Origin of the sequence: Limosilactobacillus fermentum, assembly GCF_013394085.1 — a bacterium.
Classification (GTDB): domain Bacteria; phylum Bacillota; class Bacilli; order Lactobacillales; family Lactobacillaceae; genus Limosilactobacillus; species Limosilactobacillus fermentum.
Map to the genome: position 1 here is coordinate 1,010,980 of NZ_CP040910.1, position 17,330 is coordinate 1,028,309.

Sequence of the window (17,330 nt, forward strand, 5' to 3'; positions counted from 1 at the left end):
TCGCAGTTAGTTATCTGCCTGGTTAAAGTGCTTCACCCTTTTTATTAAAGAGGGGAAGGGGCTTTAAGTAGGTGATGTCTGTCCGGTTGACGGCGTCTCCTTCGGTAAGGATGGCAGCCTGAGTAATAACGGTTGCCCCGCACTCCTTTAACAGCTGAGCGCCGGCTTTTAAAGAACCACCGGTTGAAATCACGTCATCGACTAGGATTACCCGTTGCCCCTTTAAAGCATGCGCATCCGCCCCGTCTAAGACCAATTGCTGCGGTTCACTAGTGGTGATGGCTTGAACGGTGGTCACGTAGGGGTTGTGCATGTAAGCCTTAACGCCCTTGCGGATCACGAAGTAGCGGGGATGCTTGGTTAAAAGGGCTAGTTCATGGGCCAGGGGGATTCCCTTGCTCTCCATTGTCACGAGCGCGTCAAAATCGGTGGGCAAGAGGGGGGCTAACAAGCGGGCAGCTTCGTGGGTCAATTCGGCGTCACCCAGGATGACAAAGGAGGCAATTTTGAGCTCAGAATTGAGGTCAATTAAGGGTAATTGGCGCTGCAATTTGCCAATTTGGAGGGGGTAATTTAACATTTTTCTCACCTTTTTGATAATCTTAACTTTCAACCAACATCTTACCATTGTTGTTCGTTAATTGATAGGGAGAAGGGGGTGGGAGAAGGTTATTAATTATAATAAGGTTCGTCCCGCCACGATTAACTAGTCTTAATAAAAACTTAATGAAAGCGATTGAAAAGAGCCAAAAAAGAGCGAAATGTTTTAAAATAAACTAAAAATACGGTAAATTAATATTAATCGATTGCGTGATTTTCCCGTTTTTCCTGGATGAAAAACTGGTTAACCATCAGCGAGGAAGTTACCGAAATCCGGATAATGACTTCAAAATTAATCATAATTTTCGAAGGAGGGGATGCTCTTGAAGTCAGCAGACTACCGCAACGCCCCAATGGAGAAAATGAGTTGGAATGTTTTCATTGGTGTTGTCTTAGGACAAATTGTTAGTAGCTATACCTTAGGGATCGTCGGGGTCGCCCTCGACCGGGTGCCCAGCTCCATGACCCTATCCAGTACTTGGTTAGGGCTCTTGGGGGCCGGGTCGTTAATCGGGCTGTTTGGTAGCCTCTTGGTGGGGCGCCTTGCCGACCGCTATGGGCGCCGGAAGTTTTTCATGGCCGATATGCTCGCCCTAACGCTTCTATCAGTGCTACAACTATTCACCACTAACTTAGCCGCCCTGTTAGTGATTCGAATCGCCCTTGGGATGGCAATTGCCGTTGAATACACGGTCGGCACCGCCCTATTGATGGAGTGGGTGCCCGCCAAACGTTACTTTCGTTACCAAACCTACCTGTTAGCATACTGGGCGATTGGTTACTTTGCCGCCTACCTAGTCGGGACCTTTACCACCGGGTTTGGCGACCGGACTTGGCAAGTGATCTTAGCCTCGTCGGCAATCGTCAGCACTTTGGCCGGGCTACAGCGCCTCGTGGTTCGTCAACCCGAGTCACCACGCTGGTTGGCCTCTAAGGGGCGGATTATCGAAGCAATTAACCTGGTGCACCGTTACGTCGGCGAAGATTACACGGTCCATCCGGCCCCGCAAGTCGAAGTAAAAAATGGCGCCTGGCGGATGCTGTTTAGCAAAAAATACCGGCGCCGGACCTTGGTCGGCGGGCTCTTTTACGCTTGCCAGACCCTCCCGTTCTTTGGGATCAGCATCTTCTTGCCCATCCTGATGGAAAATATGAACGTGACTAACCCCTTGGTCACCCAGTTGCTTTACTACGCCTTGATGATCGCCGGGGTCCTCGTGGGGATCGTCTTGAGTAACCACCTGCCGCGCCGTTATTTCTTGATTGGGACCTTCTTAGCCTCGGCGGCCTTCCTGCTGGTGCTCAGTATTTGGCACCAGGCCCCGTTAGCCTTAACGCTAATCTTGTTTAGCCTCTTTTCCTTGACGATTTCGGCCGCCTTGGTAATAGGACTACGCTTACCCAAACGAACTCTTTGACGCCAGCATCCGGACCTCCGGGGTTGGAATGTGCATTGCCATTAGTCGGATTGGGGCCGTGGCCGGGACCTTCATGTTGCCAATCATCAGCAACGCCTGGGGCAGCCAAGCGATCTTCATCATCTGCGGGACGGTCTTGTTAATCGGGGGGATTATCTGTTACCAATGGGCACCAGAAACTTCCTTGCGCTTTGCCAAGCACAACCGCAGCACCATTAACGAACCAAGCGGCTCCCGGGTAACTAGTAGTCGCTACTCGGACAGCACGATTGATTAAAGCACGGTTGACACCGGTTACAAAATTAGTTATGCTTAACCCATCAAATTAAAACCACTTTTTCCGACACCGGTTGGGAAAAGCTAGGCACCTATGATTAGCCGTAGGTATGACGGATTCCGTCTAAGGCTGATCATGGGTGCCTTTTTTCATAAAAGGAGGATTTAACATGACCCAAGTAACGATGTTAAGCGCAAGCCAGATTAGCCACCTCTTGGACATGCCAGCCGTGATTGACGCCGTGGCGGATGCGTATAAGGAAAAGGTGAACCATCCCGCAACGCTTTGGCCAATGGTTTATGAGCAACTCGGAGGTGAAGCGGACATGGACATCCGTTCCGGGGTGTTAGCTTCTAAGCACGTTTTTGGCAGCAAACTCCTCGCTTGGTTCGGCGAGAATGCCAAGCGGGGTCTGCCAGAATTAAACGGCCTAGTCAACCTTTACAGTAGTGATACCGGGGAGCCAGTCGCCGTTTTAAACGCCACCGCCTTGACTGGTTTTCGGACCGGGGCGGCGGGGGCCGTCGCTAGCCGCCTCTTGGCTAACCCGGATGCCACGACCTTGTTAGTGGTTGGCACGGGGAGCCAAGCCCCCTACCAAATCATGGCGCAGCTGTGCGTTTTACCCAAGGTGACGCAAGTGCTCCTGGCTAATCCACGCGACGCAAAGAAGGCCCAGGCGGCCGCAGCCCAAATGCCAATGACTTTAGAGAAATTGTTTAGCCAAACTATTAGGGCGACCAATTCGGCGACCAATTCAGTGGTTGCAGGCCTAATTGACCACCGGCTAAGCGAAGTTGAATTTACTGGGGTCACTGACTTACCAGCGGCCGTACAACGCTCCCGGGTAATCGTCACCGCCACCCCGTCGACTAAGCCGCTGATTCAAGCCGACTGGGTGCAACCGGGGACCCACCTCAACGCAATCGGCGCGGATATGGAAGGCAAGCAAGAACTCGACGCAAAACTATTTCAAGGGGCCCAGGCCTATACTGATGACGTACCCCAGGCAAGCGAGGTTGGCGAAATCCAAAATCCAATTAAGGCAGGCGTTATCAAACCAGAGCAAGTAGTTGAAATCGGCAACTCCCTGCTGGATCCGACCCTAGGGCGTCACGATGCGAATGCCATCACCATCTTTGACAGCACCGGAATTGCCTTGCAAGACTTAGCCGCCGCTAATTTAGCCTTCGTGCGGGCCAAAGAACAGGGCGTCGGCACTCAAGTAGACCTATAAGGAGGAGTACCATGAAGATTAAAGACTTTGGCGTGGAACAATGGATGAACGAATACGAAACGAAGGCCAAGTATAACCTGGGCGAAACCTGCGTTTCCTCGTTAAGCATCCGTGAATTGTGTGAACTGGTGGGTGTGGACGTTAATGACTTTGCTAAGCAGCTGGTTGATCGGCACCTGACTTATGGCGCCATTGAAGGGGCGGTCGAGCTAAAGGAAACAATTACCCGGCTCTACCAGAATTTGACGCCGGACGAGATCGTGACCGAACACGGGGCGATTGGAGCGAACAACTTGGTCTTAAACGCCTTGGTGGAACCCGGGGATGAGGTAATCGCCGTGACGCCGACTTACCAGCAACTCCAGTCCATCCCCGAAGCAATCGGGGCGACGGTTAAGTTACTACCGTTAAAGAGGGAAAACGGCTACCTCCCGGATGCTGAACAATTGCGGGGGTTAGTGAGTGACAAGACTAAACTAATCGTCTTGAATAACCCGGATAACCCCACCGGCGCCCTGATGAGCCAAGCAGGGCTCCAGACGATTGTGGACATCGCCAAGAGCGTTGACGCTTATGTATTGTGTGATGAAGTCTACCGGCACCTGACCCAAGAAGACGGGTACTCACCGTCAATTATCGACCTCTACGATAAGGGGATTTCGACCTCATCGTTTTCCAAGGTCTTTTCCCTCGCCGGGATTCGCTTAGGTTGGTTAGCGACCCACGACCAAGCGGTGATGAAGGCCTGCCTGTCCTACCGCGACTACGAAACGATTTCTTGTGGCCAGTTAGACGAAATGGTCGGTACCCTAGCCCTGAAAAACCAAGCAGTGCTCCTGGAGCGGAACCGGGGGATTGTCCGGGAGAACTTAAAGGTCTTAGAGGAATGGGTTCACCAACAACCACACATCACCTGGTTAAAGCCTAAGGCGGGGACCACGGCGCTTTTGTACTATGACTTTGACCTACCAAGCACCATCTTTTGTGACCGCCTAATGAAAGAGTACGAAACCCTACTGGTACCGGGGAGCTGCTTTGACATTGAGAATTCGCTGCGGATCGGCTACGCCTTTGAAACCACCCACCTGCGCGATGGGATGAATCAATTGGGGAAGTTCCTTGCTAAATTAGAACAGGAAGCAAGGTAAGGATGCACTCCTCTAATTATGAAAACCGCCTAGTCACTCCGTTGTAAGTGCCTAGACGGTTTACCAAAAATTGTAATTAATTACGTTGACAAAGTAAAACAAGAGAGTACTCTTATAACATAAGCTACTTAATGCTAGCTTACACGGCGACAACTCCACGAATAACACAAGCGATTGTGGACAAAGGGAAGTGGTCAAAATGTATGAAGCATTGTTGCATGTAGCAACCTTGTTTAGCCTGATGAGCGGCGGCGTTCTTGCGGTGGTATCAACGATTGATAAGTTGTACGACCTAAAAGAAAAAGCCCACAAGCGACCGGGCGATCACAAGGGGCAATAAGTAAGTAGCTTATGAGTTAAAGGCTGGGTGTTGCACCACCTAGCCTTTTGCTACAGTTACTTTATCACGAAAGGGAACAGGTGGCAAACGATGAGATGGATTATTTTAATTGCTTTGTTTGCATTGGACGTTGGTATCGTATGGTTAATCGTTCGCAAGGTTAAGTCCATTCTTGCTAAGAGAAAAGGGCGGCGTTCATAATGCCAAGACCTAAGACGTTATCTGATAAGCAACGAGAAGACCACGCTAAAAAGAGTCGTGATCGTTGGAATGCTGCCAACCGTGATAAGGGCTATCGCTACCAAAAGAAATCACGTGCTAAAAGCTTTATCAAAAAAGACGCATCGCTTGAAGAACTTCAGGAGCTCCGAAGTTTGATTGATGATCGGATTACAGAAATGAGGGACTAGTCATTATATTGGCTAGTCTTTTTTTACTACTTAAATGGTCCTTGCAAACCTGGACCGACCTCAAAAACAACGTTAATGAGTCGCTGGTGAGCCGTAATAATGGTCAGTCAGCCGTGACCAAAGCCTACCGGCAGATCTTAACGGAGTCGACCACCGCTACTGTCACCGGTTTGATGACCCACGAGGACGCCGTCCAGGCAGCCATGTACCGGGTGGTTGATAAAGGACTGCCGACCACGTTGATCGATAAGGCGGGGCGCAACTGGAGCATTGAAGGTTACACACGGATGGTGGTCAACACGACCGTCAACCGGGCATTTAACGAGGTTCGCCTGCAACGGATGAAAGACTTCGACATGCACTTAGCCTTGATGTCGTCACATCCCAACAGCCGGCCAGCGTGTGCACCAATTCAGGGCCACGTGGTTAACTTAGTTTCGCCGAGTGATCCGGACTTTGACCCACACTACGATTCAATCTTCAATCACGGATATGGCGAACCGTCTGGAACACAAGGGATTAACTGCCGGCACATTCTGTTCCCGTACGAGCCAGGCGTCAGTGAGAACCATCAACCACAGTATGATCCCGATGAAGCGATCAAAAACGGCAAGCTGGTCCAACAGCAACGGGCACGAGAACGGGCCATCAGGGACGCTAAAAAGCGCCTGAGAGTTGCGGAACAACTCGGTGATGATCAGATGGTGAGCCAGGCTAAAACGCTCCTACGAGCCCGCCAGGCGAAACTACGGGACTTCATCAAAGAGACCAACGCCGGCAAGAAGAATCCGATTCTGGTAAGGGATTATTCTAGGGAGAAGATCGTCACAAAGATACCGATAATCAAGGTGAACGAATCGGAGCTGATTTCAAAGACCGTTCAACATTACGGGTCCTTTCTCTAGTGTAGAGAAGGTCCATGCCTATCTTTCCATCCTTTCATTGGCATCACTCCTCTCAAATACGGAGCGTCGCCAACGATCTTGACCTAATCATTATAGTGTGAATCAGGGGGAAGAGGTAGTATCGTACCAAAACGAATACACCCAACTGGTAGTGGCGGGGTGGAGGAAAGCGAGCTCGTTGCTAAAACTGGCAACGGGCTTTTTAAATGGGGTAGTGTTTTGGCTTAAATTAACCTGTCATTAAAATTATAGTTTTAATGACACACATTAAAAGAAACCCTTTAGTATCAATGGATTTCGTAATTTTAATTTCGTTGTTTTTTTTCACACCTTGGTTTAACTTTGCAACGCCCCGCTCGCCTTCGCTGTTGGCAACGGTTGGATACTTCCCCGTTGGTTGAAGAAGTTTAACCAGGATGCCAACCATCAAAACCTTGGAACGAACCAAGACTGGGCGCCGGACGGTTAATTAGTGCCACTTTTATAAATATATGAAAAAACCGTCCAGTGTTTGGACGGCTCGGATGGCTTAATTTAAATGCTTCTTGAGGAACTCCAAAATGAGCTTGAAGACGGCTGGTTGCATGAACTGGACGTCCATGTGGCCGGCAGTTTCTAATTCATAGAGATCCGCATCAACGCCCGCTTGGTTAAGGGCTTCGTACAGGACCTCGGAGTCTTTAACCGGGACGACCTGGTCCTGTTGGCCGTGCAGGATTAAGAATGGCACGCTCTTTTTTGAAACGTAGGTCAATGGATTGGCCTTGGCATCCAGTTCCGGGGCGTCCTCTGGCTCGGCCCCCAGTAAGTTACGGTAAACGAAGTCAAAGGCGTCTGTGGCGCTGCCTTGTTTAGCAGTTAACGGGTCAACCACGCCGTACCAAGGGACTGCCACTTGAACGTCACTGGAGACGTCTAAGTGGTCGCCGACGTCAAATTCCGTCATCCCGTTGGTCAACCCCAACATGGAGGCCAAGTGACCGCCGGCCGATTCACCCATCACGACAAAGCGATCGGGATCGGCCTGGAACTTCGCGGCATTAGCGCGCATGTAACGGATCGCCGCCTTGGCATCCTCGAGTTGACCCGGGAAGTTGACCTTGTTAGAATCGCGGTACTCCACGCCCACAACCAAATACCCCGCCCGGGCAAAGTCAACTAAGTTTGGCAAGTGGATGTTGTGGTCGGTATCCATCCATCCCCCACCGGCAAACCAAAAGATCACTGGGAACTTGGTGTCATCCCCGGTGGCAAAATGGCGTATTACCGACAGCCGTAAGTTGCGGGTGGCGTTGCCCAGCCAGCCGGGTACCTGGGCATACACAATGTCGGAATCGAGCCAAAGCCCATCCCGTTCAACAGCAACGTTAATCACTTTCTTCAAAAGAAAAACACCTCCAATGCTCTCATGATAGCGCATTCGGGAGGCGTTTTAAAGTTATAGCTTCAGTTCGTATAAGTTGGCTTCTTGACGACCAACGTCTTCGTAGTCGATGACGACCCGTTTGGCGAGTTGGTAGCCGTTCTTTTGGTATAAGGCATCCGCCGGTGGGTTACCGTCAATTACGTCTAGGTGAATGACGATGGCACCCGCCTCTTTAGCAACCTGCTTGAGTTGTGCTAGGAGACCACTAGCGACCCCCTTGCCACGAGCGGCGGGGCCAACCGCCAGTAAGTGTAGGATAGCAATTTGGTCGTCCGTGGCTGGGATCTTCCAGGCCTCGCTCGGGTAATCTGGGTCTTCGCCCTTCGTCAGGATCCCGGCCCCCAGTAGCGTACCATCGTCATCAAAGGCGCCGATGAACAAGTCGTTGAGGCTTTCTTCTAGCGACTGTTCACTTGGGTAAACGCCCCAGGTCCAATCCGGACTGTATTGATCGAACTGTTGGTGGTCACAAGCATCCTTATAAAAAGCGATTACTTGCGGCAAGTCTGTTTTAGTTAAACGGCGGTAATTAATCATATAATTCCTCCTTGCGCCATGGCGTTTGGTAAGGGAACCAGTGGTTGGCACTGTGGTCCCCTAACCGTGAGAAGGGAACCATTTCAATCCCCTGCTCCTTTAATTTGTCTTCTAAGTAATCACGGACCTCCCAAACGTCGCTAGGGTCTGGGTGCTCTCCATGTTTAACACCGCGTCCAGTCGCTCAGCGTTCATCTCTAGGTCGGCGAGTACGGTTGCTTCTGGTTGGTTTAAGCGTCGGTAATTGGCCTGTAGCTCCTCTTTAGTCGCCTTAATTTCGGCCCTTGTTAACATCGCAACGCCACCTTTTCAGTTATACTGATATTATAACAAAGGAGGTCGGATGAATGGTGACGTTATTAATCGGGGCTGGATTAATCATCCTGGGGATAGTGGTGATTGCCCACGATCGCCGCACCCTTTTAAGTGGCCTCTTGCCCTTCTTAGGGTTACTAACCTGGCTCACTGGGCTGACCCCCGTTTGGCTGGCTAGTACCCTGTTTGTCATCATTCTCCCGCTCGGCATTTTAGGTGAGGTGTTGACCCACGATGGCTACTGGCTACTGAGCCGTTACGGTACGTCTGCTAAGGGCTACTTCTTTTTGGTGGGTGGTTTTTTGGTAATGGTGTTCGCCCCGCTGTTCCCAGTTTTATGGCTACTATGGCGCTCAGTTTTGACCGTTAAATTGATGTTGGCCATCTACGGCTACGTGGCGGTCCTGATTGACGCTTACCTTTTGGCAACGGTGATCAACGCCCTGCCATTAACAATTAAACCAACCAAGATACTAATTTTGGGCGCCGGTCTCATCAAAGGGGGCGTGGGTCCGGTTTTACGGCGCCGCTTGCTAGGCGGCTTGGCGCTTTACCAACGCTTCCCCAAGGCTGAACTGATTATGTCCGGTGGTCAGGGGGACGACGAACCCGAACCCGAGGCGGTCGCGATGCACCGGTTTGCCCGCCAAAAGGGGGTTCCCAAGTCTGCCATCCGCTTGGAAACCAACTCTACCAATACAGCAACCAATTTGAGCGAGGCCAAGCGCTTCATTAACTCAGGTGACCGGGTGGTCTTGGTAACCAGTGATTACCACCTCCTACGCTCCCTGCTCTACGCTCGCCGCCAGGGGGTGAATTGTCAGGGCCTGGCCGTCCACACCCCCCACTTCACCTTTACTTGCAACGCCTTCATCCGCGAGTTGGGGGCCTACACGATCATTCACCGGTACCTCATCCCCTTAGGGTTAGTGTTGGTGATTATACTTTGTCTAATCTAAAAACCGGGTGTCCAGTGGACCCCAATTTTTAAATTAATCACGGTCATCGATGTAGTCGTCAACCCCGTTTGGATTCCCCGACCACTTGAATTTGTCGTACCAAATGGCGTGTTCTTCGGTGTTGAGACTGAAAATGGTGGCCATTTCAGTGTCGGTTAAGGTGAAGTCAAAGACCCGTTGGTTAGCAATGATTCGTTCTTCGTGAACTGACTTGGGAATAACCACGAGCCCCTGCTGGAGTTCCCAACGTAAAATGACCTGGGCTACCGTCTTTTGATGGGCGTCGGCAATCGTTTGGATAGTTGGGTTTGACAGCGCAGCGCCCCCACCTAGTGGTGACCAGGCTTCCACTTGGATGTTGTGTTGGCGGCATAGGTCGCGAACGTCATCCTGGTGGATCCGGGGGTTAAATTCAATCTGGTTGACCGCCGGAACGACGCTCCCGTTATCCAAAAGGTCACTGAGCCGTTCAACGTTGAAGTTGCAGACACCGATCGCCTTCGCCTTGCCGGCGGCGTAAATTTCTTCCATCGCCCACCAAGTTGCGTTGTATAGCCCGTTAACTGGCCAGTGCATCAAAAGTAGGTCGACGTAATCGGTTTGCAAGGCGTCTAATTGCCCTTCAATCGCGTCTAAAGTTGGTTGGTGACCCTGGTCACCGTTAAAGACCTTGGTGGTAATGAAGAGGTCTTCTCTGGACTTGCCGGTCGCCTTTAAGCCTTCCTGAATCCCCTCGCCGACGCCGGCTTCGTTGCCGTATTGCTTAGCCGTATCAATTAGGGTGTAGCCATCTTTAATTGCCATGGTAACGGCTTGCTTGGAATCTCGATTGGAGGTCTTCCAAACCCCCATCCCTAGCTGGGGCATCTTCAGTCCGTTATTTAATGTCACTGTTGGAATTGTCATAATATCCCCTCCCGTTAAAGTACCTTTATTATACGCCAATTGAAAGCGGAAACAAAAAGGAGGCCATAAATGACCTCCCGTGAGTTTTTGACTTAATTCAAGCGCACGGCCCGGTTTAAGGCGGGGATCAGTACTAAGGCAACGACAGCGCCCACCACCCCTTGCAAGATGTTAGTCCCGATCCCGAGTACCCCGGCGGTGATCGTGTAGAGAACTGTGTCGGCTACGAAGTAACCAATCACCATTACAACTACCCCAACGCTTAGGGCGAGGTAGCGGTTATGGGTTCGCTGGTAAAGGTTGCCGATAACCCAGCCTTCCAGCCCGTGGGCGATTAAAGAAAAGGGCGCGTAAGCAACGTAACCAGAGATCAGGTCTAGAATCATCCCGCTCAAGCCACCGACCACCCCACCGGCTAGCGGCCCAATCATCAGGGCGGCAATCATAATCCCTAGGTCACATAGGTTAACGTTGCCGTGGGTCCATGGAATCGGAATTAAAAAGAAGCGTCCCATGACGACGGCTACCGCCACCAAGAGGGCCGTTAAAACTTGCTTTTGTGTGCGTTGATGATTCATCCCAATCAATCCCTTCTATGCTTCAAAACTGGTCAAGTAGGCCAGTAAGTGACTAAGTTGCAAGCCGTAGCGGCGTTGGCCCTCGTCAAACGGGGCCGTTTGAACGATCGCTAGGCGCAGGCCTTCGTGGGCAACTTGAATCGCCCGCTCAAACGGGACGTCCTTGACCAGTTGGCTGGCTAAAATGGCGCTAAACAGGTCGCCGGTGCCGTAAAAGTGGCCTGGGATCCGGGGCGCCATCAACCAGTTAAACTGATCGTCCTTTTCCGCCTGGTAGGCAGTTGATGAAGTCCCCTGCCCTAAGATACCGGTTACGATCACCCGAGCGGAGATCCCCTCTTGGCGCAGCTGCTCCACCATGGTATCTAATAGCTCCTGAGTGCACTCACTGGTGGGGTCATAACCGGCTAAGAGGCATAACTCGGTCCAGTTTGGTGTGATGACGGTCGCCTTTTGGCAAAGCTGGCGCACCGCCACTACGTAATCTTCATCCAGACCGGGGTAAAGGCTCCCCCGGTCTCCCATGACCGGGTCAATAACCGTGACCGGCAAGGAAAAGTGGTCAATGATGACCGAAAGCTTATCAATTAAGGCGGTTTGACCAACGTAGCCAATCAGGATGCCGGCAAACTCCTCCCCCATGTCAAGCCACTGGGCAAGGGCATTTTCCAGCCATTCCTCAGTTGACAGGGCTACTGGGGTGCCAAAACCTTCCGACTGGGTTGAAAGAAGGGCGGTGGGCAACATTGCTGGTCTTACGGATTGGGCTTGTACCACACCGAGGGCATTGGCTAGAGAAATTTGCCCCAAGGCGGTCAGGTCTTCAGCAATCATCAGTGTTTTCATTGTACTCGCTCCCTTTTTGAACACATCTCGTTTGTACGTTGATTATAGCACGCCTCGATCATTAAAAAAGTCTAATGCAAAACTCGATCATTAAAAAAGTCTAATGCAAAAAAAGAAAGGGCTTTTCGGGAAATAAAAAGGCCCCGTTAACCACTTTTTGATGGTGTTGGGGCTCCTTTTGGTCGCTTATAGGTGGCTGACGAGGTAATTTCCGAACGAACTGGTCGAGAGGACGTTGGCAGCCGTTGAGGTTGCTAGGTCGGCCGTCACGTGTTGCGATGCGATGGCCTGGGCGATCCCCTGGCGAATCAAACCACCAACTGCTTCCCACCCGAGGTAATCAAACATCATCGCCCCGGACAGAAGCAGGGAGGTCGGATTCATCTTGTTTTGACCAGCGAATTGGGGTGCCGTCCCGTGGGTGGCTTCAAACAACGCTTGGCCGGTTTGGTAGTTAATATTAGCACCCGGCGCAATTCCTATCCCCCCCACTTGGGCGGCTAAGGCGTCGGAAAGGTAGTCACCGTTTAGGTTCAACGTGGCAATGACGGCAAAGTTTTCCGGGTGGAGGAGGCTTTGTTGCAAGAAGTTATCGCAAATGACGTCGTTGACGATCAGCTTCTTTTGGGCACGGGCGCCTTGAAGGGCCTGGTCAGCCTGATGTTGACTAGTTTTAGCAAGGGCCTGGTATTGTGCCATTGTAAAAAGTCGGTCACCGTACTCTTCTGCTACTTGATAGCCCCAGTTTTTAAAGGCCCCCTCGGTTTGCTTCATGATGTTACCCTTGTGGACCAGGGTCAGGGTGAGTTCATTATTTCTCAAGGCGTATTCAATAGCGGCCCGGACTAAGCGGGTAGTCCCCTCCTTTGAGACCGGCTTGATGCTGTAGGCAGACGTCGCCGGGAAGCGAACCTTGGCCAGTTACCGCTGTTCTTTTAGCAGTGCCGTTAGTCCCTTGGCCGCCTCTGTCCCCACCCCCATCTCGATTCCTGCGTAAATGTCTTCGGTGTTTTCGCGAAACAGGGTCATCTTAACCCGTTCGGGATAACGGACTGGCGAGGGGGAGCCGGGATAATAGCGAACCGGGCGAACGCAAGCGTATAAATCAAGTTCCTGACGTAGGGTGACGTTAATTGAACGGTGACCTCCGCCTACTGGGGTGGTCAGTGGCCCCTTGATGGCGACCAGGTAGCGTTTGAGGGCGGCAAGGGTCGCGTCCGGTAGCCAGTTCCCGGTTTGTTCAAAGGCGGCTTGACCCGCTAAGACCGGCTGCCAAGTAATTCGTCGCGTTCCCCCATAGACCTTTTTAACGGCAGCGTCAAAGACCGGTTGGGCTGCTGCCCAGATTTCCGGCCCGATACCATCCCCCTTGATAAAGGGAATGGTGGGGTAATCTGGAACCCGGAGTTGACCGTTTTCAAGTTTAATTATTTCTCCCATGTTTTCCTCCTAACTAAGTGCTAAAACAAAGGCGGTCAAGGTAATGAAGGAGAGGGCCGTGCTCCAAAACTGGGTCGAAGCTAACTCGGCTTCGTGGACATTAAAGCGAATTGCCAGCGTGGAGGGCATCGTGGCCGTGGGGATGGCCAAGGCTACGACCACCAACCGGGTCAGGGGCGTCGGACTATTGAAAAGGGCCATGCATCCCCAAACAACTAGCGGGAAGGCGAGGTTCTTCAATAAAATAGTAGAACAAATCGTTTTGTTGAAAGTGATCTGGCGGGTCTTTAATACGATCCCGGTGGTGAAAATGGCTAACCCACCTGCGCCCTTCCCTAGCAGGGTGAAAATGGAGTCAAATTGCGTGGGCATTTGGGAACCACATAAAACTAGGATAAAGCCCAGCAAGGCGGCAATTACTAGCGGTTTCTTAAAGGTGTTTTTCAACCTGGCGGATACTGTATCGCCGTTATCGCCAAAGGTACTAAATGCGATCGGTAACATGATCACGTTGATTGTCAGGGTACAGATCCCGATCGTGATAGCACTGTCATTAGCGCCGAAAATTAACGGTAATACGGCCGAGCCAACGAAGGGAACCGAGGGGTCGGCAATCGACATTGCGCGTAGGATGGCCACGGGGGCGTCATTTGCTTAATAAAGCAAGCTTACCTGACGGGGGCGAGCAGAATACGAACGAAGGCCGTTGTAAATGACCATGCTATAATGAAGGGAACATCAATTCGTAAGGAAGTTAAGCATGGAAACGCAACGATACCTTAATTTAATCGACCGGGAGCTAAAGCAACTGCCAGATTTTGTCAGCGAGTACCAGCTGGGCACCCGCCATTCCCTCACCACTTCGTACCAGTACCTAACCGAACTGCGCCGGTTTTTTACCTGGCTACGCAAAACCGGCTTAAGCAAGGCCACGGATAACGCCCACGTGACGACGGCGGAACTGGAAAAGCTACGCCGCAACGACATCATGCAGTTTATTGACGACTTGGCCCACACCAAAAATGCGCAGCAACGACTTAATTCGCCCACCACGATTAACCGGTCAATCAACGCCCTGCGCTCGCTGTTCAAATATCTGACCGTAACCGCCGACATCAATGGGGGCCAGCCCTACTTTGAGCGTAACGTGATGCTAAAGATCGACTCCTTAAATGACACCAAGACTCTGAATTACCGCGCCCACGTCTTGGAGGCCAAGATGTACACCGGCCAGCTCAAGTACGATTTTTTAACCTTTTTAGACCAGGAGTACGAACAAAAGTGTGATCCGCGCGCCCGGACCGCCTTTGAAAAGAATAAGGAAAGAGACATCGCCTTGGTAGCCCTGATCTTGGGCACCGGGATCCGGGTCTCGGAAACGGCGGGTGTTGACGTCAACGACCTTGATTTAAAGGGGCAGACCCTGGAAGTGACCCGGAAAGGTGGCCAACGGGATGCGGTCCCAATTGCCCCCTGGACGATGCCCTACATTCAGGCTTACGCCACGATTCGCCGTCAGCGCTACCAACCGGAGAAAACGGAGCGGGCCTTCTTTTTAACCCACTACCACGGGCAGACCAAGCGGATCTCGGTCAACGGGATTGAACGGTTAGTCAGCAAGTACTCGCGGGCCTTTGGTCATCCCTTGACCCCGCACAAGCTTCGCCATACCCTCGCCTCGGAGCTGTACGACGTGACTAAAGACCAGGTTTTAGTTGCCCAACAGCTTGGCCAAAAGGGCACCTCGGCAACCGACCTCTACACCCACGTCGATCAAACCAAGCAACGTCAAGCACTGGATGAAGTCGGCAGCGACGCACCAAGTAAAGAGGGTGACTAGGATGTGCACGGCCGTTTCCTTTTGGTCAACGGAGCACCACCGCTACTTTGGGCGGACGATGGACTTTCCGGTCAAAAACACCCCTTGGAACCTCACTTATTTGCCGAAGGGGTACCTTTGGCGTCCCCTCGCCCCCCAAGCCGCCTACCCCTCTAAGTACGCCATTTTAGGCGGGATGCGCCGAGTGGATGATTATTACTTAATTGGCGACGGTTTTAACCAGGCGGGGCTAGCGGTCGCCGAGCTTTACTTTCCCGGCCAGGTTGATTACGCCGCCCGGGCCCAACCGGGGAAAATTAACCTCTCACCCCAGGACGTGATTGGTTACCTACTGGGCAACTGCGCCAACATTAGCGAGGTGGCGGCCCTGCTACCCCGGTTAGTAATTACTAACCGGCAGTGGTATGACCACGATATCATCCACCCCTTCCACTGGTTCATCCAGGATGCCAGCGGGACCTACCTATTGGAACCAACTAGCCCCACCCTGTCCTTGCAGCGAGTTGAGTTAGGGGTCTTGACTAATTCACCCACCTACGCCAATCACCTGCGGCGGCTCCGTTCCTTTCTGGGCTTGAGTGCCGACGCCCCGCTTAAAACGGTGGAGGAAGCGTTAAAGGATTACCAAGGTGATCTGCCGCAAGCTCGCTCCCCGCGTTCACGGTTCATTGCTACGAGCATCCGGTTAGCGCACCAACTTCCGGTTGATGATCACCAAGCCGTTGCCCAGTCAATGAAGGTTTTGGGGGCGGTGAAGATGGCGCACCTGCCGGGTCACGATGACTTCACCCATTACCTTGGAATGGCGGATCTCAACTCCCTGCGCTACTTTTTCACTCCCGTTCCTGAAATGACGACGATTACACAATCCTTGCCAGCCTTGATGGCTAAGTATTCAACGCCCCAGGTCCTATCGCAAGTACCCTAAAAAAAAGCGCCCCGCGGGGCGCTTTTTTTATTTCTGGGCCTGGTAAGCTTTAACCCCACGAACTAAGCGGGCTAAGGCGTCTTTAATGACGGTGGTTGGGTAAGCTAGGTTAACCCGGACAAAGCCCTTTCCGTTTCCCCGGTACTCAGTTCCCGGCGTCAGGAGCAAGCCGGTTTGTTCCCTCAAGAAGGCAACGAGAGTGCGGGAGTCCTCCGCAACGGCTTGGGTGTCTAACCAAACTAGGTACGTCCCTCGTCCCGGTACTAAGCTAAGTTCGGGAAGGTCAGTTGCCAAAACCTGTTGTACGAGTTGACGGTGGTGTTTAATGAGGGCTTTAAGTTGGTGGACCCACTCACCACCGTTTTCGTATGCGGCAATCGAAGCCGGGATGGCCAGTAGGTTGGGACCCACGATCTCCTGTTGGTTAGCTGCCTGGGCAAACCGGTCCCGTAATAAGGGGTTGGCGATAATGGCGGTCGCCGCTTGTAAGGAAGCGAGGTTAAAGGTCTTGGAGGTTGATACGAGGGTAATTACGTTACTCAAAATGACTGGATCTAAAGAGAAGGTTGGCGTGTAGTCTTCCCCCTCAATAACCAGGTCACCGTGGATTTCATCAGCAACGACCAACACCCCGTATTGGTTGGCTAAGCGAATCATCCGTTCCAGGTCCATTTTCGACCAAACCATCCCAGTTGGGTTGTGGGGGTTGCAGATGATAAACATGCGGGTCTTGGTGTCGGCTAGTTTTTCCTCTAGGTCGGCCCAGTTGATTTGGTAGGCGTGGTTTTCCCTATCGTAATCTTGTTGGCTAGCGACCACCTTACGCCCGGTTTTTTCAATCGCCCCGAAAAAGGAATTGTATATCGGCTCCAGCATGACGATTCCGTCGCCCGGGGCCGTAAAGTAATTCAAGCAAGCCGTTAACGCCGGGATGACCCCGCTCACGTATTGCATCCAAGCTGGGGCGACGTCTACCCCGTGCTCCTGTTGGTACCAGGAAGCGACGGCGGTAAAGTACTCGTCCGGGGTGTATTCATAGCCAAAGTTACCGCGGGCAACCTTGGCTTGCATCGCCGCCTCAATTTCCGGTGCCACCCGGAAATCCATGTCGGCAATCGTTAGGGGCAGCTCGCCGTCTTTAACGCGCCACTTGATCGAATTAGTGTGGCGCCGGTCTAAGTTAGTGGTGAAGTCGTAAATGGTCATCTGGCATTCTCCTT

The 17,330-nt window shown here is 52.1% G+C and carries 19 protein-coding genes and 2 pseudogenes; 10 read left to right on the forward strand and 11 right to left on the reverse strand.

Annotated elements, in window-relative coordinates; genetic code table 11:
* Positions 1 to 22 precede the first annotated feature (22 nt).
* Positions 23 to 580 carry a phosphoribosyltransferase family protein gene (locus FG166_RS05025; RefSeq protein WP_021349906.1) on the reverse strand — a complete coding sequence of 186 codons (558 nt, stop codon included), beginning with the start codon at positions 578 to 580 and terminating at the stop codon, positions 23 to 25.
* 343 nt (positions 581 to 923) lie between these two features.
* Here FG166_RS05025 and FG166_RS05030 point away from each other — a divergent pair, with 343 nt between their 5' ends.
* The 7 genes from FG166_RS05030 (at position 924) to FG166_RS05055 (ending at position 6,335) form a co-directional block, all read left to right on the forward strand.
* The gene (locus FG166_RS05030) at positions 924 to 2,018 is read left to right on the forward strand and encodes an MFS transporter (RefSeq protein ID WP_258409084.1); all 1,095 of its coding nucleotides are present in this window, start codon (positions 924 to 926) and stop codon (positions 2,016 to 2,018) included.
* Between the two features lie 28 nt (positions 2,019 to 2,046).
* On the forward strand, positions 2,047 to 2,295 hold the full coding sequence (locus FG166_RS09570) for a hypothetical protein (RefSeq protein WP_003683070.1): 249 nt from the start codon (positions 2,047 to 2,049) through the stop codon (positions 2,293 to 2,295).
* Positions 2,296 to 2,464: 169 nt separating this feature from the next.
* Positions 2,465 to 3,532, forward strand: coding sequence for an ornithine cyclodeaminase family protein (locus FG166_RS05035; protein ID WP_003683069.1), 1,068 nt, complete (start codon positions 2,465 to 2,467; stop codon positions 3,530 to 3,532).
* An 11-nt stretch (positions 3,533 to 3,543) separates the two neighbouring features.
* The gene (locus FG166_RS05040) at positions 3,544 to 4,680 is read left to right on the forward strand and encodes an aminotransferase (protein ID WP_003683067.1); all 1,137 of its coding nucleotides are present in this window, start codon (positions 3,544 to 3,546) and stop codon (positions 4,678 to 4,680) included.
* A gap of 199 nt (positions 4,681 to 4,879) precedes the next feature.
* Positions 4,880 to 5,020, forward strand: a complete 141-nt coding sequence (locus tag FG166_RS05045; protein ID WP_003683065.1) for a hypothetical protein — start codon at positions 4,880 to 4,882, stop codon at positions 5,018 to 5,020.
* 200 nt (positions 5,021 to 5,220) lie between these two features.
* Positions 5,221 to 5,430 carry a hypothetical protein gene (locus FG166_RS05050; protein WP_003683063.1) on the forward strand — a complete coding sequence of 70 codons (210 nt, stop codon included), beginning with the start codon at positions 5,221 to 5,223 and terminating at the stop codon, positions 5,428 to 5,430.
* A 41-nt stretch (positions 5,431 to 5,471) separates the two neighbouring features.
* Entirely contained in the window at positions 5,472 to 6,335 is an 864-nt protein-coding gene (locus FG166_RS05055; RefSeq protein WP_260239078.1) for a phage minor capsid protein, read from the forward strand.
* Between the two features lie 529 nt (positions 6,336 to 6,864).
* On the opposite strand, the gene FG166_RS05060 is transcribed toward FG166_RS05055, so the two are convergent.
* The 4 genes and pseudogenes from FG166_RS05060 to FG166_RS09580 all read right to left on the reverse strand — a co-directional run bounded on the left by FG166_RS05060 (position 6,865) and on the right by FG166_RS09580 (position 8,592).
* Positions 6,865 to 7,719, reverse strand: coding sequence for an alpha/beta hydrolase (locus FG166_RS05060; protein WP_024271963.1), 855 nt, complete (start codon positions 7,717 to 7,719; stop codon positions 6,865 to 6,867).
* Positions 7,720 to 7,773: 54 nt separating this feature from the next.
* Positions 7,774 to 8,298, reverse strand: coding sequence for a GNAT family N-acetyltransferase (locus FG166_RS05065; RefSeq protein ID WP_003683058.1), 525 nt, complete (start codon positions 8,296 to 8,298; stop codon positions 7,774 to 7,776).
* A pseudogene (locus FG166_RS09760) lies at positions 8,291 to 8,392 on the reverse strand (hypothetical protein); the annotation flags it as partial. The gene FG166_RS05065 and the pseudogene FG166_RS09760, both read right to left, overlap by 8 nt.
* Positions 8,393 to 8,409: 17 nt before the next feature.
* The gene (locus tag FG166_RS09580) at positions 8,410 to 8,592 is read right to left on the reverse strand and encodes a DUF2316 family protein (protein WP_003683057.1); all 183 of its coding nucleotides are present in this window, start codon (positions 8,590 to 8,592) and stop codon (positions 8,410 to 8,412) included.
* A gap of 53 nt (positions 8,593 to 8,645) precedes the next feature.
* On the opposite strand from FG166_RS09580, the gene FG166_RS05075 reads away from it, so the two are divergent.
* The gene (locus tag FG166_RS05075) at positions 8,646 to 9,572 is read left to right on the forward strand and encodes a YdcF family protein (protein ID WP_003683056.1); all 927 of its coding nucleotides are present in this window, start codon (positions 8,646 to 8,648) and stop codon (positions 9,570 to 9,572) included.
* A gap of 33 nt (positions 9,573 to 9,605) precedes the next feature.
* Here FG166_RS05075 and FG166_RS05080 read toward each other — a convergent pair whose 3' ends face one another.
* The 5 genes and pseudogenes from FG166_RS05080 to FG166_RS05100 form a co-directional block, all read right to left on the reverse strand.
* Positions 9,606 to 10,478: an aldo/keto reductase gene (locus FG166_RS05080; RefSeq protein WP_003683055.1), complete on the reverse strand. Its 873-nt coding sequence runs from the start codon at positions 10,476 to 10,478 to the stop codon at positions 9,606 to 9,608.
* Between the two features lie 92 nt (positions 10,479 to 10,570).
* Positions 10,571 to 11,056 carry an ECF transporter S component gene (locus FG166_RS05085; protein WP_003683054.1) on the reverse strand — a complete coding sequence of 162 codons (486 nt, stop codon included), beginning with the start codon at positions 11,054 to 11,056 and terminating at the stop codon, positions 10,571 to 10,573.
* Positions 11,057 to 11,071: 15 nt separating this feature from the next.
* Positions 11,072 to 11,902 carry a PfkB family carbohydrate kinase gene (locus tag FG166_RS05090; RefSeq protein WP_003683053.1) on the reverse strand — a complete coding sequence of 277 codons (831 nt, stop codon included), beginning with the start codon at positions 11,900 to 11,902 and terminating at the stop codon, positions 11,072 to 11,074.
* Positions 11,903 to 12,088: 186 nt separating this feature from the next.
* Positions 12,089 to 13,342: pseudogene (gene icd / locus FG166_RS05095) on the reverse strand (NADP-dependent isocitrate dehydrogenase).
* Between the two features lie 9 nt (positions 13,343 to 13,351).
* The gene (locus tag FG166_RS05100) at positions 13,352 to 13,981 is read right to left on the reverse strand and encodes an AEC family transporter (protein WP_240839892.1); all 630 of its coding nucleotides are present in this window, start codon (positions 13,979 to 13,981) and stop codon (positions 13,352 to 13,354) included.
* Positions 13,982 to 14,102: 121 nt separating this feature from the next.
* Here FG166_RS05100 and xerS point away from each other — a divergent pair, with 121 nt between their 5' ends.
* A complete protein-coding gene (gene xerS / locus FG166_RS05105; RefSeq protein ID WP_003683045.1) occupies positions 14,103 to 15,182 on the forward strand; it encodes a tyrosine recombinase XerS in 1,080 nt (359 codons plus the stop codon).
* A gap of 1 nt (position 15,183) precedes the next feature.
* Entirely contained in the window at positions 15,184 to 16,110 is a 927-nt protein-coding gene (locus FG166_RS05110; protein ID WP_003683043.1) for a linear amide C-N hydrolase, read from the forward strand.
* 27 nt (positions 16,111 to 16,137) lie between these two features.
* Here FG166_RS05110 and FG166_RS05115 read toward each other — a convergent pair whose 3' ends face one another.
* Positions 16,138 to 17,316 carry a MalY/PatB family protein gene (locus FG166_RS05115; protein WP_035431013.1) on the reverse strand — a complete coding sequence of 393 codons (1,179 nt, stop codon included), beginning with the start codon at positions 17,314 to 17,316 and terminating at the stop codon, positions 16,138 to 16,140.
* Positions 17,317 to 17,330 lie beyond the last annotated feature (14 nt).

What these genes read in the sequence shown, in the direction of transcription:
- FG166_RS05025 (WP_021349906.1), bottom strand. Translation starts at nt 580, where the DNA reads ATGTTAAATTACCCCCTCCAAATTGGCAAATTGCAGCGCCAATTACCC.
- FG166_RS05085 (WP_003683054.1), bottom strand. Translation starts at nt 11,056, where the DNA reads ATGAATCATCAACGCACACAAAAGCAAGTTTTAACGGCCCTCTTGGTG.
- FG166_RS09580 (WP_003683057.1), bottom strand. Translation starts at nt 8,592, where the DNA reads ATGTTAACAAGGGCCGAAATTAAGGCGACTAAAGAGGAGCTACAGGCC.
- FG166_RS05065 (WP_003683058.1), bottom strand. Translation starts at nt 8,298, where the DNA reads ATGATTAATTACCGCCGTTTAACTAAAACAGACTTGCCGCAAGTAATC.
- FG166_RS05110 (WP_003683043.1), top strand. Translation starts at nt 15,184, where the DNA reads ATGTGCACGGCCGTTTCCTTTTGGTCAACGGAGCACCACCGCTACTTT.
- FG166_RS05050 (WP_003683063.1), top strand. Translation starts at nt 5,221, where the DNA reads ATGCCAAGACCTAAGACGTTATCTGATAAGCAACGAGAAGACCACGCT.
- FG166_RS05040 (WP_003683067.1), top strand. Translation starts at nt 3,544, where the DNA reads ATGAAGATTAAAGACTTTGGCGTGGAACAATGGATGAACGAATACGAA.
- FG166_RS05115 (WP_035431013.1), bottom strand. Translation starts at nt 17,316, where the DNA reads ATGACCATTTACGACTTCACCACTAACTTAGACCGGCGCCACACTAAT.
- FG166_RS09570 (WP_003683070.1), top strand. Translation starts at nt 2,047, where the DNA reads ATGTGCATTGCCATTAGTCGGATTGGGGCCGTGGCCGGGACCTTCATG.
- FG166_RS05045 (WP_003683065.1), top strand. Translation starts at nt 4,880, where the DNA reads ATGTATGAAGCATTGTTGCATGTAGCAACCTTGTTTAGCCTGATGAGC.
- FG166_RS05090 (WP_003683053.1), bottom strand. Translation starts at nt 11,902, where the DNA reads ATGAAAACACTGATGATTGCTGAAGACCTGACCGCCTTGGGGCAAATT.
- FG166_RS05035 (WP_003683069.1), top strand. Translation starts at nt 2,465, where the DNA reads ATGACCCAAGTAACGATGTTAAGCGCAAGCCAGATTAGCCACCTCTTG.
- FG166_RS05080 (WP_003683055.1), bottom strand. Translation starts at nt 10,478, where the DNA reads ATGACAATTCCAACAGTGACATTAAATAACGGACTGAAGATGCCCCAG.
- xerS (WP_003683045.1), top strand. Translation starts at nt 14,103, where the DNA reads ATGGAAACGCAACGATACCTTAATTTAATCGACCGGGAGCTAAAGCAA.
- FG166_RS05075 (WP_003683056.1), top strand. Translation starts at nt 8,646, where the DNA reads ATGGTGACGTTATTAATCGGGGCTGGATTAATCATCCTGGGGATAGTG.